We start from the raw sequence: 14,979 nt of genomic DNA on the forward strand, positions 1-14,979 counted from the left end.
CGACGGCCCTCCTTGCGAGGGCCGTTTTCGTTGTGGGCTTCAGAACAGCGCCTTGCCGCGGTCCAGGCGCTGGTCCACCAGCCATTTGCCGTGGGCGATGGAGGCGCGCTGGGCGTTTTCCAGGTCGGCGAGGAAGGCGAAGCGCACGGGCAGGGCGATGCGCTTGCTGGTGTGGCCTTCGGGATCGGTGATGTGGCAGCCGCCGGCCCAGGGCGTGGGAATGCCCGGATGCTCGACGACATCGGCGGTGATGGTGTAGCTGCGGTGCTGGCAGTGCAGGCTGGCCATGGCATGCTCCTCTCTGTCGGAGGCCGACCCGGCTACCTGCGCGACGCCTGTGGTTGCCACGGAGGAGCCTCGGGGCGGCGAGGTTTTCCCTGCGTGTCCCTACCTCTATAGCAGATCGTCGCCGATCCGCCGCGAGAGCCGACGAAGGGCCCCGCTCAGCGGCGCTGGCGACGGCCGAGCATGCGCTCCAGGGTGCCGTCGCGGCGGACCCACTGGTGGTAGCCGGCGGCGAGCGCATGGAGCAGCACCACCGAGGTGCTCAGCCACAGGCCGACCACGCGGTGAACGGCGTCGAAGGGCTTCTCGAACGCCTCCCAGCTCAGGTTCCAGGTTTGCGAAATCCAGGCGAACAGCGCGGTGTCCTTGAAGCTGGGTACCACGAACAGGCCGAAGTCGGTGGGCAGGCGGGTGCCGACGTAGCCGGTGAGCGGCATCACCAGCATCAAGGCATACAGCGACAGGTGCGCGTAGTGCGCCAGGCGGTGCTCCAGCGGCGTCCCGGGAACCGCTGGCAGGCGCGGCCCGCGCAGCCGCGAGACGATCCGTGGGATCAGCAGCAGGCCGACCAGCAGGCCCAGCACCCAGTGCAGGTTGAGTACCGGCAGGCGCTGCGGGTGGTCATGGCCGAGCACCCAGATGACGAAATAGGCCAGCACGATCGCGCCGATGAAACAGAACGCCATGCTCCAGTGCAGCAGGCGGATGGACAGGCTGTAGACGGTCGCTGGATGCGTCACGGGAATGCCTCGCAGAGAGTGAAGGCGTGCAATCTATGAAACGTCCGGGAGAGCGATCAAACGTATTTATGGATGATCGATAACGGAAAACTTAATCGAAACTTTCACATGTGACGTTATTGCACCGAAACAGTGCTGCGAGTCGCTTTTTTCCGAAACGGAGGCCACTTGGCGGAATAATTCCGGGTCGGGATCATTGTAAGTTGGTTTTTCCTTCGCCGCAGCGCTCGCGCCACGCCGGAAGAGGCTGGGGCGGCGCGCGGCAGACCCCGCAAGCATTATCGGGAAATATATTCCGTTGTCTTTCCGCTGACGTTTTGCCGACAGCAAGCTGACACAGATGTAATTGAACTCGATCGCTTCGTTTCTATAGTCTTCGAACACTTCGCCGTGCACTTTCAAGGACGGCAAGTGCATATCCTGCGTCTTTTCCGCCATGACGATTCTCGAGGTGAGCATGAGTAGTGAGCACGATGGCAAGGACCAGGACGACCTGTTCTCCCCGTTGCCTTACCTGCTGGTTTCCGGCGCTGTCGTGTTCATGACCCTGCTGCTGCGCTGCCTGTTCTGCCCGGGCGAGCAGTTCTGATCGCCCGGACCGGGACGACTCAGCGACCGCGGCTGAGGAAGTCGATCACCAGGCGATTCATCGGCGCGGCGCACTCTTCCGGCAGCCAGTGGCCGCAGCCGGGCAGGACATGGCCTTCGACGTCGTCCGCATAGGCTTTCATCTGCTCCAGCTGGAACGCGCCCATGCCGCCGTGGCCGCCGCCGGCGAGGGTCATGGTCGGCATCTGCAGGCGGGTTTTCGCCAGTTCGGCGTTCTGCCGCACGCTCTCGTTCAACGCGCGGTAGTACTCGAACGAGGCGTTCAGGCTGTGCGGCTTGGCGTACGACCTGGCGTACAGGTCCAGCAGGCGCTCGCTGAACACCTCGGTGTTGCTGGCATGGGACTTGATGAAGTGCTCGAGGAAGAAGCGCTCCTTGCCGGCGATCAGGGTTTCCGCCAGGCGGTCGTCGGCGGCGAAGAAACTGAAGTGCCAGACCAGCGACTCGCCCTGGGCGGTGAAGGCCGGGAAGCGGTAGATCCGCGCGTCCGGGATCGGCGCTTCCATGTACACCAGGCGGGCGATGTCGGCCTGGTTCTTCACCACCATCGGGTAGGTGTTCCAGATACCGATGTCGTGGGCCACCAGGTCGAACGGGCGATCCGGGCTGAATTGCCGGGCCAGCTTGTGCAGGTAGACGGCGACCTGTTCGCCGCTGTAGCCGGTCTTCGGCGGCTCGGACTGGCCGAGGCCGGGCAGGTCCGGCGCGATCACGGTGAAGCGCTTGGCCAGTTCCGGCATCAGTTGGTGCCATTCGTACCAGGTCTGGCCGAAGCCGTGCACCAGCATCACCAGCGGCCCCTGGCCGCCTTTCACGTAGTGCAGCTTCACGCCGTCGACTTCCCGGTAGGCGCTTTCGAAGCCATTCGGGACGGGGAATTCCTCGGCGGCGAAGCCGCCCAGGGAGAAGGTCAGGGCGATGCCGGCCAGGAGGCCGCGGCAGAGTCTATCGAGGATCATGGTTGTGCTTCCTTGGTGGGGTCAGTGAGGGATGTGGCCGCCGAGGGACGGCTCGGTGGCAGCTTGGCGTGGCGCCAGCATCAGCAGCAGGGCCACGGCCATCGCCGCCAGGCAGACCAGCGCGCCGACCTCGCCGAGCGGCGCCAGGCCGCTGCCGTCGATCACCCGGCTGCCGGCGAGGGCGCCGATGCCGATCCCGGCGTTGCAGGCGGAGATGTTCAGCGAGGCGGCGAACGCCGGGGCCCGCGGCGCGGACTTCATCACCCGCACCTGGCCGACGATGAACAGTGCTGCCTGGGCCACGCCCCAGGTCGCCAGGGTGGCGGCGAGCAGCCAGGCGTTGCCGAGGGTCGGCACCAGGGCGAGCATGCCCAGCGCCATCAGCAGGACGAACAGCAGGGTTGCGCCCAGCGGGCTGCGATCCACCAGGCGCCCGCCGAGCCAGTTGCCGAGCAGGCCTACCGCGCCGAAGCCCATCAGCGTCCAGCCGACCAGCGAGCCGCTGAAGCCGGCCAGGCGCTGGAGGATGTCGGCCAGGTAGGTGTAGGGGGTGAACATGCCGGTGAAGACCAGCAGCGACAGCAACAGGTGGCCGAGCACCAGCGGTTGGCGCAACACGCTCGCCTGGCTGCGCAGCGAGACGCCCGGCCGTCCGGGAATGCGCGGCAGCCAGGCGGCCAGCAGCAGCGCCTTGGCCAGGGCCAGCGCGGCGAGTGCGGCGAATGCCAGGCGCCAACCCCAGGCGTCGGCGATCAGCGTGCCGATGGGAATGCCGAGCACGGTGGCGGCGACGATGCCGAAGAACACCAGCGCCACGGCGCGTCCTTCGCGCGAGGGGCCGGCCAGGTGCGCGGCGGTTTCGCTGGCCATGGCCCAGAACACCGGGAGCGCCAGGGCCGGGACGAAGCGCGCCACGGCCATCGTCCAGATATCGCCGGCCACGGCGGCCAGCGCATTGGCCGCGGCGAACAGCAGCAGGCAGGCGACGAACAGCCGCTTGCGTTCGACGCCCGCCAGCGCGGCGGTGAGGAACGGACCGAAGGCGGCGACGCTGAAGGCGAACAGGCTGACCAGCAGGCCGGCCTGGGCGACGCTGACCTGGAGGTCTGCGGCAAGCGCCGGGAGCAGGCCGACGATGACGAACTCGGTGGTCAGGATGGTGAAGCCGGCGGCGGCCAGCAGGAGGATGGGCAATAGCACGGCAAGACTCCTCCGCGAGCGCAGCCGTGGCCGCGCCCGGGAACGATGCATGGGAGGGAAGGGAATCAGGCCGTAGCGGACTGGCCGAGGGTCGGGTAATCGGTGTAGCCGGCAGCGTCGCCACCGTAGAACCGCGCCTGGTTGGCCTCGGCCAGCGGCGCGCCGAGACGGATCCGCTCGACCAGGTCGGGGTTGGCGATGAACGGCCGGCCGATCGCCACCGCGTCGGCCAGTCCGGACTCGAGTATCGCTTCGGCGCGCTCGGCGTCGTAGTTGCCGCAGACGATCAGCGGCGCGCGGAAGCGTTCGCGCAGGCGCTCGCGGAAGCCTTGCGGGTAGGCCGGGCCGCCGCTCCATTCCCACTCGGCCAGGTGCAGGTAGGCGATGCCGCGTCGCTGCAGGGCTTCGGCAAGGTAAAGGGTCATCGCTTCCGGCTCGTCGTCGTGCATGTCGTTGATCGTGCCCCAGGGCGACAGGCGCAGGCCGACGCGCTCGGCACCGACCGCGGCGACCAGCGCGTCGACGATCTCCAGCAGGAACCGCGCGCGGTTCTCCAGGCTACCGCCGTAGGCATCGCTGCGCCGGTTGCTGGCGCTGGCGAGGAACTGGTCGATCAGGTAGCCATTGGCGCCATGCAGCTCGACCAGGTCGAAGCCGGCGTCGAGCGCGTTGCGCGCGGCGCGGACGAATTCGTCGCGGACCCGGCGGATGTCTTCCAGGGTCATTTCCCGCGGCGCGTCGGCCGGCGCCATGGATCCGCCGCCCTGGCCATCGGCGATGAACACCTGGGCCTTGGCCTGGATCGGCGAGGGCGCGATCGGCGCCTCGCCGCCGGCCTGCAGCGAGCGATGTGACATGCGCCCGACATGCCAGAGCTGCGCGGCGATCAGTCCGCCGGCGGCGTGCACCGCCTCGGTGACCTGGCGCCAGCCGGCCAGTTGCGCCTCGCTGTAGATACCGGGGGTGTAGGCGTAGCCCTGGCCGAGGCGGGAAATCTGCGTGCCCTCGCTGACGATCAGCCCGGCGCCGGCGCGCTGCGCATAGTAGAGAGCGTTCAGGGCGGTCGGCACGTCGCCCGGCTGTTGCGCCCGGGAGCGGGTCATCGGCGCCATGACGATGCGGTTGCGCAAGGCCAGGTTGCCTACGGCGAGCGGGGAGAGGAGCGATTTGGACATGGTCTTTTCCTTTCGAAGGCGGCAGGGAGATGGCTTGAATATCTGTATCGGTCGCTAAATAATATGGCGACGGCAACGCTCGTCAAGTAAATTTATAGTGATCGATACAAATAATGGAGGTCAGGATGGCAACGCGAGGCAGGCCACGGGCATTCGACAGGGACACCGCCCTGCAGCGAGCCATGGACGTGTTCTGGGTACGTGGCTACGAAGGCGCTTCGCTGGCGGCCCTGACCGAGGCGATGGAAATCAGGCCGCCCAGCCTGTACGCCGCCTTCGGCAGCAAGGAAGGGCTGTTCCGCGAAGCCCTGGCCCACTATCTCGGCCAGCACGGCCGCTATCGCCGGGATGTCCTCGATGGCGCGCCGAGCGCCCGCGAGGGCGTGGCCGAGCTGCTCCGCGAGACCGTCGCGCGCTTCTGTTCCGACGAGTTCCCGCGCGGTTGCCTGGTGGTGCTCGCGGCGCTGACCGGAACCCCGGAAAGCGAGGCGGTGCGGGACGCGTTGAGCGCCGAGCGCGGCGAGTCGATCCGCCTGTTCCGTGAGCGCATGCGGCGCGGCATCGCTGACGGCGACCTGGCGGCGGACACCGACGTGGAGGAGTTGGCGACCTTCTATGCCACCGTGCTGTTCGGCCTCAGCGTGCAGGCCAAGGACCGGGTGCCTTGCGAGCGCCTGCTGGCGGTGGTCGAACGGGCGCTGCGCGCCTGGCCCTGAGCGGGCCGCATCAGGCCGCCGCGCTGCGGCGCAGCCATTCCAGCAGCAGGGTGGCGGGCTCTCCGGCCTGCAACGGTCGCGGGGTCAGCAGGTGATAGCTGCTGCCGTCGGCGAGGAATCCCAGCGGCGCCGCCAGCAGGCCGGCGGCGAGGTCGTCGCGCACCAGTTGCCAGGGGCCGATGGCCACGCCGAGTCCGGCGCCGGCCGCCTGCAGGCTCAGGTAGAAGTGTTCGAAGCGCTGCCCTTCGGTCGCCGCCGGCGCCTGTCCGGCGAGACGGGTCCAGGTGTTCCAGGCTTGCGGGCGGGTCGCCGTGTGCAGGCGCGGTGCGACGGCGCGAAGCCCGGGCAGGTCTGCATCGAGGTGGAAATGCCGTTCGACGTCGCTCGCCCGGCAGACCGGCCCGACCTGCTCGTCGAACAGCCAGTGGGCATGGCTGCCGGGCGGCCAGGGGAAGTCGTTGCGGCGGATCGCCAGGTCGATGCCGCGGCCGAAGGCGAACGGCCCGCCGCCGGCGACCAGCTGGATCGACAGTCGTGGCTGTTCCTGCATGAATCCGGCGATCCGCGGGATCAGCCAGCGCATCAGCAAGGTCGGTTCGCAGGACAGCACCAGCGCGGTGGGTCCGGCCTCCGTGCGCAGGGCCTCGCCGGTGCGCTCGATCAGGTCGAGGGCCGGGCCGGTGCCGGCGAGCAGGCGCCTGCCGGCCTCGCTGAGGAAAACCCGCTGGCCGCGGCGTTCGAAGAGCGCACAACCGAGTTCCTCCTCCAGGGTCCGCACGGCGCGGCTGATGGCGCCGTGGGTCAGGCACAGGGCCTCGGCGGCACGGGAAAAGTTCTCCAGGCGGGCGGCGGCCTCGAAGCAGCGCAGGGCGTTCAGCGAGGGCAGGCGACGGCGCCTGAATGGTGAGTTTTCCTCACCATGATTGTCAGTATTCATCGTTCTCGCTCGGCGCTGGAGACCGGTAGATTGTGCCATCCATTCTACCTTGGAGCCTTCCAGGCATGACAGAGTTGCTAGCTTTCCTGACCATCACCCTGCTCGCGGTGATCAGCCCCGGCGCCGATTTCGCCATGGTCTCGCGCAACAGCCTGCTGTATTCCCGCCGCGCCGGCCTGCTCACCGCGCTGGGCATCGGCGCGGGGGTGACGGTACATGTCGGCTACAGCATCCTCGGCGTCGGCGTGCTGGTGCGCGAGTCGCTGGCGCTGTTCACCGCGCTGAAGCTGGCGGGCGCCGCCTACCTGGTGTTCCTCGGCCTGCGCATGCTGCTGGCGCGAGAGGACTCGGTGGCGGAGGAGGCGGCGGGCGGCGCCGGGGTTTCGTCCTGGGCGATGTTGCGCAGCGGCTTCCTGACCAATGCGCTCAATCCGAAGACCTGCCTGTTCGTGGTCAGCCTGTTCATGCAGGTGATCGATCCGCATACCGCGTTGCCGGCGCAACTGGGCTACGGGGCCTTCATCGCGCTCGCCCACGTGACCTGGTTCGGCCTGGTCGCCTGCTTTCTCTCGAGCCCGGCGGTGCGCGGCCGGCTCCTGCGTTTCCGCCGGCGCATCGACCAGTTCTTCGGCGCCCTGCTGGTCGGTTTCGGCGTCCTGCTGGGGGCGAAAAGCCCGTGAGCATGGGCTACTGATGGCCGCTTGCCGCCTTTGAAGCGAGGCCGGCGGCTCCCTAGAATGCGCCGTTCATGCCGTCGCCAGTTGAGGGACGGTCCCAGGATCGCGGGACGCATGGGAGTTGCATGAAGAAGGGAGCGACGCTTTTCGCCGTCCTCTGGGCGGTACTCGGCCTGGGCCTGCTGGTCGGTTTGCCGGTGGCCATCCATTTCATTCTCGGCCAGTACGACGAGGCCGGGTTCAGCGGGCCGCAACTGGTCTTCGAGGAACAGGGCCATTCCTACCTGGCGTTCACCCTCGACGACTATCGCGCCAACGAAGTGGACAACGGCGTGGTACACGGCAGCAGCCGCAGCTATGCCCAGGTGGTCGACCTGGAGGACGGCAGCCTGCGCTGGAGCATGCGCCTGGATGCCGACAACGAGCGCGGTGACGACTGGGGCTCCGGGGAACTGCTGGGCCAGTCGTCGCGCTACCTGTTCTTCCTGCGCAACGAACTCTACGTACTCGACCGGCGCGACGCCGCCCCTGCGCTGGCGTTCGACGAGCTGGAGCGGCGCACTGGCGGCCTGCCGTTGAAGTCGGCGCCCTGGGGGAAGGACGCCTATCGCTACGACGAAGGCCGGGGCGGATTGCTGATGCTCGCCCTGGACGGCCGCGTCTGGTTCCTCGACGGCGACAGCCTGGCCCTGCGCGAAGCCCCGGAAGTCGATGCCGCGCGGTATTTCCAGGGCGACCCGCCGCCGCCGGCGAGTGCCGGGATCGCCTGGCAGGCGCCGGGCCTGACGCGCCTGCCCGATGGACGCCTGCTGATCCTCGCCAGCGATCACGAGGCCCGCGCGCTGGAGCGTGGCGAGGCGCTGCCGGCAGCGAACCAACGGGCGCGACGCCAGCGCCTGTCACTGGGCACCCTGGATTGGCGGTCGCCGGCAGAGAACCGACTGCGTCCGCTGCTCGACGCGGCCTTTCTGCAGGCTGGCCTGCTGCCCGATCCAGCCGCTGCCGAAGAGCCGCAGCGGCTGCTCGAGCGACCGTCCGAGCGGCAGCGCCAGCGTCCGTCGCTGCCGCCCGAACCGCAGCCGCCGGAAGAGTTCGACGAGCGCGTGGAGCGTTTTCCCAGTACCCGTGCGTTCCTTGCGGCGCGCGACGCCTACCGCCAGGAACGGCGACGCTGGATTGCTGCGCACGATGCCTGGCGGGAACGGGTCGCCGACCTGGAGGCGGCGGCGGATGCCGAGTACCGTCGCCGGCGCGACGAGCAGACGCGCGAGGAGGCGTTGTACCGTCGCTATGCCTCGGCGCTGCCGGGCGGCGATTCCAGGTTGGCGCGCCGTCCCTGGCGAGTCGACGGCAACTGGCTGGTGCTGCACCGGCGCAGCCTGGCCGAGCGTAGCGAGCTGCTGCTCAGCTCGGTTTCCACCGATGGCAGCTTGCTCTGGACCCTGGAGCTGCCCATCGAGCGTCCCGAACGGCTGTTCCGCCTGGATGCCCGCAACCTGCTTCTCAGCGGCTGTGGAGAGGAAGGCGGGCGGTTGGTGCGGGTCGATCTGCGCCGGGGCAGCGGCATCGTCCATCGCCTCGGGCGCGGCGGCGCGCCATTGCAGCGGGTCGAGTGGCCCGAAGGCCAACCGTGATCGCCTGCGCCCGGCCTGGGTGGCTGCCCAGCGGGGGGCCGGGCGCCGATTCAGGGGTTCCTGAAGACGAATACGCCGCTGTCCACCAGGCGCGTCAGGCGGATGCGCAGCAGCAGGGTGCGATGGGCGGCGAGGAAGCGCGGCACCTGCGCCAGCGGAATCGCCAGGCCTTCGCTGTCGCCGGGGCCCACCGCGGTATAGCCGACCGGCTGGCGCGGCGGATCGAACGGCAGCTGGGCCGACACGCTGAGCGACAGGGTGTCCACGGCGAAGCCGGCGAGCAGGTCGTCGAGGGACTCGATCGACAGGTACAGCGAGCGGTAGGCGGGGTTGTCCTCGTAGGGATGGACGTCGGCGATGACCTGCTCGTAGAAGCGCTGCTCGAAACGCCGGTCGCTGTTCAGCTTGCGGAAGAACTGGATGAAGTAGTCGCGCACCTCCTGGTCGAGGTCGTCGCAGACGTGGCTGACCAGGTTCAGGTAGCGCGGCGAGCGGCGCTCGATGCCGGGGTCGAGCTGATCGATGCGGCGCTGCCAGGGGAAGCTTGCGCCGCTGCTCCGGTAATCGGCGTCCTCGACCTCCAGTGCGGCGCGGATCAGCTCCAGGGTATGCGGGTTCTTCGGCCCGCGGTCCTTCAGCGCCACGCTGGCGTGGTTCTCGCCGTCGACGATGGCGAAGGCGATCTCGCCGCGCGATTCTTCCAGGCGCCAGCCGGGCCTGGCGCGCTGGCGGACATCCAGTTCGAGGCTCAGGCGGCAGGCGTTGAGGTTCGCCGTGGCGATCCGCACCGTGCCGTCGCCGCCGGCTTCGTTGGCGATGGCTTCGACGCCGCTGTAGCCGACATTGCCCACCAGTACCGTGGCGAGCAGGCGGCCGGCGCCGTACCAGGCCTCGGCGCCGAACAGGTCGCGCTCGGCGAGTTGCCAGGAGTACGGCGAGCCCAGCTCCAGTCCCTTCAGCACCTGGGTGCCGGTCTGCCCGACGAAGCGGTTCCAGCCTTTCAGCACGCGACCGATGAAGGAGCGTCCCTTGTGCGCCAGCGGCGAGCCGAAGTTGGCCGGGGCGAGCATCAGGAAGCGCCTGACCGGCGCGCTGGCGGGGTCGAAGTGGCGGGTCAGCCAGTCGCGCAGCACCAGGGCGCCGGTGCTGTGCACCACCACGTCCACCGTGCGCGGCGCCCGCGACAGTCCCTGGGCGGTCCAGGCGCGATCCAGGGCGGCGGCGAGGTCGGCGTAGGTGACGTCGTCCTGCAGGGAGATCCAGTCGGCGAGGCGGATCTGCGTCGGCGCGCTGCCGAACCAGGCTTCCAGCTGCTCGGCGAGGCGGCGGAACGACTTCGAATCGTCGCTCCAGCCGTGGACGATGACGATCGAACGGGGCATGTCCGGCATCCTCTGGGGCTGATCCGGGCGACTATAGATCATGCGCCGCGGCGATGTGCCCTGACCTGTGAAAACGTCTAGGATGCGGCGGTCGCCCCCGACTGTCGCCGGCGCGGCATCGCCAGCGCGTTGCTGCGGCAGGCGCGGGACGACTGTTGTGACGACCGCCTGTTCACTTCCTGCAACCGCTCCAACCTGCCGATGCGGCGCCTGCTGGAGCGCGAGGGATTCCAGCTGAGCGGGGTGATCGACAACCTCGACGAAGGTGATCCGGAGCTGGTCTTCGTGCGTTTCCTCGCGCCGTCGCGCTGAGCCCCGGGCTCATTTCAGGTTGCCGGCGAGGAACTGGCGCAGGCGCTCGCTGCGCGGCGCGCCGAACACCTGGTCCGGCGTCCCTTCCTCTTCGATCACGCCCTGGTGGAGGAAGATCACATGGCTGGAAACCTGGCGGGCGAAGGCCATCTCGTGGGTGACCAGGACCATGGTGCGACCTTCCTCGGCCAACTGCTGCATGACTTTCAGCACTTCGCCGACCAGTTCCGGATCGAGCGCCGAGGTCGGTTCGTCGAACAGCATCACCTGCGGCTCCATGGCCAGGGCGCGGGCGATCGCCACGCGCTGTTGCTGGCCGCCGGAGAGTTCGCAGGGATACTGCCGCTCGACCTTCTCCGCCAGGCCGACCTTGGCCAGGTAGCGGCGCGCGCGGGCCACGGCGTCGTCGCGGTCCAGGCGCAGGACGTTGACCGGGCACTCGACCACGTTCTCCAGCACCGTCAGGTGGCTCCACAGGTTGAAATGCTGGAAGACCATCGCCAGCCGGCTGCGGATCCTCTGCAACTGCCGGGGATCGGCGGCGCGCAGCTCGCCCAGGGCGCCGGGACGGGTGCGCAGTTCCTCGTCGCCGACGCGGATGCGCCCGGCACAGGGCTTTTCCAGGAAGTTGACGCAGCGCAGGAAGGTGCTCTTGCCCGAGCCGGAGGAGCCGATAATGCTGATCACGTCTCCCTTGCCGGCCCTGAGCGAAACGCCCCTGAGCACCTCATGGCTGCCGTAGCGCTTGTGGATGTCTTCGACCTGCAGGCTGTACATGCGCGTGTCTCCGGGAGAGGTCAGTGGGTTTGCGGTCTGAGGTAGGCCAGCCAGCGCAGCTCGCCGCGGCGGAACAGCCAGATCAGCAGGAAGGCGGTGCCGGCGTAGAGCGCGCCGGCGATGCCGAAGGACAGGAACGGCGCATAGGTGGCGGAATTGACGTCGCGGGCCACCTTGAGCAGGTCCGGCACGGTGGCGGTGAACGCCACCGAGGTGGAATGCAGCATCAGGATCACTTCGTTGCTGAAGTACGGCAGTGCCCGGCGCAGCGCCGAGGGCAGGACGATGCGCCGGTAGAGGGTGAAGCCGCCCATGCCGTAAGCGTGCGCCGCTTCCACTTCGCCGTGGGGCGTGTTCCTGATCGCGCCGGCGAAGATTTCCGTCATGTAGGCGCAGGTGTTGAGGACGAAGGCCAGCACCGTGCAGTTGAAGCCGTCGCGGAAGAACGCGTTGAGGAAGTCCTGGGCGCGTATGGCATTCAGGCTGTAGACGCCGGTGTAGAAGAACAGCAACTGGATGTACAGCGGGGTGCCGCGGAACACGTAGGTGTAGAGCCAGACCGGGTAGCGCAGCAGCGGGTTGCCGCAGGTCCGCGCCACCGCCAGCGGGATGGCCAGCAGGAAGCCCAGCGCCACGGCGAGGATCAGCAGCCACAGGGTCATCGCCAGTCCGGTCAGTTGCAGGCCGTCGGTCCACAGGTAGGCCTGCCAGTATTCGTCGAGTACCGCGTTCATGGCAGCGGCCTCCTGACGCCCAGCGAGCTGCGCCGCTCCAGCCACAGCAGCGCGGCGTTGGAGATTGCGGTGATGGCCAGGTAGATCAGCCCGCAGACCAGGGTGAAGTGGAAGAACTGAAGGGTGCCCTTGCCGGCGTCCTGGGTGGCCTTGACCAGGTCGCCGAGGCCGATGATCGAGACCAGCGCGGTGGACTTGACCAGCACCTGCCAGTTGTTGCCGATGCCCGGCAGGGCGTAGCGCAGCATCTGCGGCAGGAGTACCCGGCGGAACACTCGCCAGCGCCCCATGCCGTAGGCTTGCGCGGCTTCGACCTGGCCGGCCGGTACCGCCTGGAAGGCGCCGCGGAAGGTTTCCGTGAAGTAGGCGCCATAGATGAACGCCAGGGTGACGCAGCCGGCGGCGAACGGGTCGATGTCGACCTGGGCGATGCCGAGGGCGTCGGTGACGCGGTTGAGGAGGATCTGCAGGCTGAAGAACAGCAACAGCATGATGACCAGGTCGGGGACGCTGCGGATCAGCGTCGTATAGCCGCTGGCCAGGGCGCGCAGCGGGCGGTTGGCGGCGAGCTTGGCGCTGGCGCCGAGGAGGCCGATGAGCACGGCGCCGAGCAGGGAGCCCAGCGCCAGTTTCAGGGTCACCAGGGTGCCGGCGAGTATCTGCGGGCCGAAGCCGTCGAGGAACATTTCACTCTCCATTGCTTGTTGTTGTCGGTCGAGGTGAAAAGCGGCCGGACGCCGTTCAGGGCGCGCCGTAGAGGTCGAAATCGAAGTAGCGGGCGTTGATTCGCGCGTAGGTCCCGTTGGCGCGGATCGTCGCCAGCGCCTTGTTCAGGTCCTCGCGCAGCGCCACGTCTTCCTTGCGCAGGCCGATGCCGTCGCCGACCCCGAAGTAGCGAGGGTCGTCCAGCACCGCTCCGGCCAGTTCGAAATCCTTGCCGACCGGCTTGTCGAGGAAGCCGTAGCTGGCCTGCACCGCGCCTTGCAGCGAGGCGTCGAGGCGGCCCATGACGAGGTCGGCGTAGACCTGGTCCTGGTTCTGGTAGGAGACGACCCGCACCCCCTTGGCGGCCCATTCGGCCTTGGCGTAGGCCTCCTGGTTGGAGCCCTGGCCGACCCCCACGCGCTTGCCGCGCAGGCTCTCGGCGTCGGGCAGGAGCGCCGAGCCGCGGCGTACCACCAGGCGGCTCGGCGCGTTGGAGACGCGGTCGGTGAAGGCGATGTGCTGTGCGCGTTTCGGCGTGATGGTCATCGACGAGACGATGGCGTCGATCTTGCGCGACAGCAGCGCCGGGATGATGCCGTCCCAGTTGCTTTCGACCCATTCGCAGCGGGCTTGCAGCTCCGCGCAGAGGGCTTCGCCGATCTCGATGCCGAAGCCTGCCAGGCGGCCGTCCGGCTGCTTGTATTCGAGCGGCGGGTAGGTCGGGTCGACGCCCAGGCGCAGGACCTTGCCGGTCCAGTCGGCGGCGCCGGCCGGCGCGGCGAGGAGGAGGGAGAGGGCGATGCTGCCGAGGGTTCTTGTCATTGTGGTTGTCCTCTGTCGATCCGCGCGCGCCAGGCCGCGCGCCCGTTGAAAACCCTGACTCAGGCCAGGAAGCGCTCGGCCAGTCGCACCCAGTAGCTGGCGCCGACGGCCAGGCAGTCGTCGTTGAAGTCGTAGCCGGGGTTGTGCAACTGGCAGCCGCTCTCGCCCTGGCCGTTGCCGATCACCAGGTAGCTGCCGGGACAGCGTTCGAGGATGAAGGCGAAATCCTCGCTGGCGGTGAACGGCCGCAGTCCGTCGATCAGGCATTCCTCGCCCAGCCAGTCGCGGGCCACCTCGCGGGCGAACGCGGTCTGCCCGGGATGGTTGACCAGCACCGGATGGCAATGCCGGTAGTCGACCTCCGCCCGCGCGCCGAAGCTGGCGGCCTGGCCGCGGGCCAGTTCGCCGATGCGGCGCTCCAGCAGGGCACGGGTTTCCGCGGTCAGGGCGCGGACGCTGAGGATCATTTCGGCGCTGGCCGGGATCACGTTGGAGACCGTCCCGGCATGGATTGCGCCGACGCTGACGATCGCGGTGTCCTGCGGGTCGACGTTGCGCGAGACGATGCTCTGCAAGGCCAGCACGATGGCGGAGCAGACCACCACCGGGTCGACGGTGCGCTGCGGCACCGCGCCGTGGCCGCCGCTGCCGATCACGCGGATGACCACGGTGTCGGCCGAGGCCATGAAGGGGCCTGGATGGAAGCCGAGGTGGCCGACGGGGTATCCCGGGACGTTGTGCATGGCGAAGATGGCGTCGCAGGGGAAGCGCTCCAGCAGCCCGTCGTCGAGCATCGCGCGGGCACCGCCGAGGCCCTCTTCGGCAGGCTGGAAGATCAGTTGCAGGGTGCCGCGCCAGTGCGGCGACTCGACCAGGTGCCTGGCCGCGGCGAGGAGCATCGCGGTGTGGCCGTCGTGGCCGCAGGCGTGCATCACGCCGTCCACCTGGCTGGCGTAGGGCAGGCCGGTGGCTTCCTGGATCGGCAGCGCGTCCATGTCGGCGCGCAGGCCCAGCGCGGGGCCCTCGCCGCGGCACAGGGTGCCGACCACGCCGGTGCGACCCACCCCACGGCTGACCTGGTAGCCCCAGGCCTCCAGGCATTCGGCGACCAGCGCGGCGGTTCGCCGTTCCTCGAAACCCAGCTCCGGGTGGGCATGGATGTGGCGGCGCAAGGTAACCATCTCTTCCCGCAGCGCCGCAATGGCGGGCAGGACGGCAGGCTCGGTCATTCTTCTTGTTCTCCTCAAGGGCTCCGACCGGTGGGCGGCAGGGCGTTGTCGAAGCCGATGGTAGGCAAGCGGGGGACTGGCGGGGA

The 14,979-nt window shown here is 68.7% G+C and carries 17 protein-coding genes and 1 pseudogene; 5 read left to right on the plus strand and 13 right to left on the minus strand.

Going from position 1 to position 14,979, the window contains the following annotated elements:
- Positions 1-39: 39 nt before the first annotated feature.
- The 3 genes from AC4OR5_RS05150 to AC4OR5_RS05160 form a co-directional block, all read right to left on the minus strand.
- Positions 40-288 carry a hypothetical protein gene (locus AC4OR5_RS05150; RefSeq protein WP_003091048.1) on the minus strand — a complete coding sequence of 83 codons (249 nt, stop codon included), beginning with the start codon at positions 286-288 and terminating at the stop codon, positions 40-42.
- 155 nt (positions 289-443) lie between these two features.
- Positions 444-1,025, minus strand: coding sequence for a cytochrome b (locus AC4OR5_RS05155; protein WP_058160217.1), 582 nt, complete (start codon positions 1,023-1,025; stop codon positions 444-446).
- 66 nt (positions 1,026-1,091) lie between these two features.
- A complete protein-coding gene (locus AC4OR5_RS05160) occupies positions 1,092-1,463 on the minus strand; it encodes a hypothetical protein (RefSeq protein ID WP_023125633.1) in 372 nt (123 codons plus the stop codon).
- A 19-nt stretch (positions 1,464-1,482) separates the two neighbouring features.
- Here AC4OR5_RS05160 and AC4OR5_RS05165 point away from each other — a divergent pair, with 19 nt between their 5' ends.
- Complete coding sequence (locus tag AC4OR5_RS05165; protein WP_023125634.1) at positions 1,483-1,614, plus strand: hypothetical protein; 132 nt, start codon at positions 1,483-1,485, stop codon at positions 1,612-1,614.
- Positions 1,615-1,633: 19 nt separating this feature from the next.
- On the opposite strand, the gene cif is transcribed toward AC4OR5_RS05165, so the two are convergent.
- The 3 genes from cif to AC4OR5_RS05180 all read right to left on the minus strand — a co-directional run bounded on the left by cif (position 1,634) and on the right by AC4OR5_RS05180 (position 4,968).
- Entirely contained in the window at positions 1,634-2,593 is a 960-nt protein-coding gene (cif, locus tag AC4OR5_RS05170) for a CFTR inhibitory factor Cif (RefSeq protein ID WP_023125635.1), read from the minus strand.
- A 21-nt stretch (positions 2,594-2,614) separates the two neighbouring features.
- A complete protein-coding gene (locus AC4OR5_RS05175) occupies positions 2,615-3,793 on the minus strand; it encodes an MFS transporter (RefSeq protein ID WP_003091044.1) in 1,179 nt (392 codons plus the stop codon).
- Positions 3,794-3,858: 65 nt separating this feature from the next.
- Positions 3,859-4,968, minus strand: a complete 1,110-nt coding sequence (locus AC4OR5_RS05180; protein ID WP_058160216.1) for an alkene reductase — start codon at positions 4,966-4,968, stop codon at positions 3,859-3,861.
- 125 nt (positions 4,969-5,093) lie between these two features.
- On the opposite strand from AC4OR5_RS05180, the gene AC4OR5_RS05185 reads away from it, so the two are divergent.
- A complete protein-coding gene (locus AC4OR5_RS05185; protein WP_003119828.1) occupies positions 5,094-5,684 on the plus strand; it encodes a TetR/AcrR family transcriptional regulator in 591 nt (196 codons plus the stop codon).
- Between the two features lie 10 nt (positions 5,685-5,694).
- Here AC4OR5_RS05185 and AC4OR5_RS05190 read toward each other — a convergent pair whose 3' ends face one another.
- Complete coding sequence (locus AC4OR5_RS05190; RefSeq protein ID WP_058160215.1) at positions 5,695-6,621, minus strand: LysR family transcriptional regulator; 927 nt, start codon at positions 6,619-6,621, stop codon at positions 5,695-5,697.
- Positions 6,622-6,686: 65 nt separating this feature from the next.
- Here AC4OR5_RS05190 and AC4OR5_RS05195 point away from each other — a divergent pair, with 65 nt between their 5' ends.
- Both AC4OR5_RS05195 and AC4OR5_RS05200 read left to right on the plus strand, forming a co-directional pair.
- Positions 6,687-7,301, plus strand: a complete 615-nt coding sequence (locus AC4OR5_RS05195; RefSeq protein WP_058160214.1) for a LysE family transporter — start codon at positions 6,687-6,689, stop codon at positions 7,299-7,301.
- A 122-nt stretch (positions 7,302-7,423) separates the two neighbouring features.
- Entirely contained in the window at positions 7,424-8,932 is a 1,509-nt protein-coding gene (locus AC4OR5_RS05200) for a PA2928 family protein (RefSeq protein ID WP_058160213.1), read from the plus strand.
- Positions 8,933-8,982: 50 nt separating this feature from the next.
- On the opposite strand, the gene AC4OR5_RS05205 is transcribed toward AC4OR5_RS05200, so the two are convergent.
- A complete protein-coding gene (locus tag AC4OR5_RS05205) occupies positions 8,983-10,314 on the minus strand; it encodes an esterase/lipase family protein (protein ID WP_058160212.1) in 1,332 nt (443 codons plus the stop codon).
- A gap of 99 nt (positions 10,315-10,413) precedes the next feature.
- On the opposite strand from AC4OR5_RS05205, the pseudogene AC4OR5_RS05210 reads away from it, so the two are divergent.
- Positions 10,414-10,626: pseudogene (locus tag AC4OR5_RS05210) on the plus strand (GNAT family N-acetyltransferase); the annotation flags it as partial.
- A gap of 9 nt (positions 10,627-10,635) precedes the next feature.
- Here the strand turns inward: AC4OR5_RS05210 and AC4OR5_RS05215 are convergent.
- Genes AC4OR5_RS05215 through AC4OR5_RS05235 form a run of 5 tightly spaced genes read right to left on the minus strand, consistent with a single transcriptional unit; the run spans position 10,636 to position 14,893 of the window.
- Positions 10,636-11,403, minus strand: coding sequence for an ABC transporter ATP-binding protein (locus tag AC4OR5_RS05215; RefSeq protein ID WP_023125641.1), 768 nt, complete (start codon positions 11,401-11,403; stop codon positions 10,636-10,638).
- 20 nt (positions 11,404-11,423) lie between these two features.
- Positions 11,424-12,137, minus strand: a complete 714-nt coding sequence (locus AC4OR5_RS05220) for an ABC transporter permease (RefSeq protein ID WP_034014979.1) — start codon at positions 12,135-12,137, stop codon at positions 11,424-11,426.
- A complete protein-coding gene (locus tag AC4OR5_RS05225) occupies positions 12,134-12,823 on the minus strand; it encodes an ABC transporter permease (protein ID WP_003110298.1) in 690 nt (229 codons plus the stop codon). Before AC4OR5_RS05225 ends, AC4OR5_RS05220 begins: the two co-directional genes overlap by 4 nt.
- Before the next feature lie 55 nt (positions 12,824-12,878).
- Positions 12,879-13,664: an ABC transporter substrate-binding protein gene (locus AC4OR5_RS05230; RefSeq protein WP_003110299.1), complete on the minus strand. Its 786-nt coding sequence runs from the start codon at positions 13,662-13,664 to the stop codon at positions 12,879-12,881.
- Positions 13,665-13,723: 59 nt separating this feature from the next.
- A complete protein-coding gene (locus AC4OR5_RS05235; protein ID WP_003114014.1) occupies positions 13,724-14,893 on the minus strand; it encodes a M20 aminoacylase family protein in 1,170 nt (389 codons plus the stop codon).
- Positions 14,894-14,979 lie beyond the last annotated feature (86 nt).

It is taken from the genome of Pseudomonas sp. YA1, assembly GCF_058680555.1.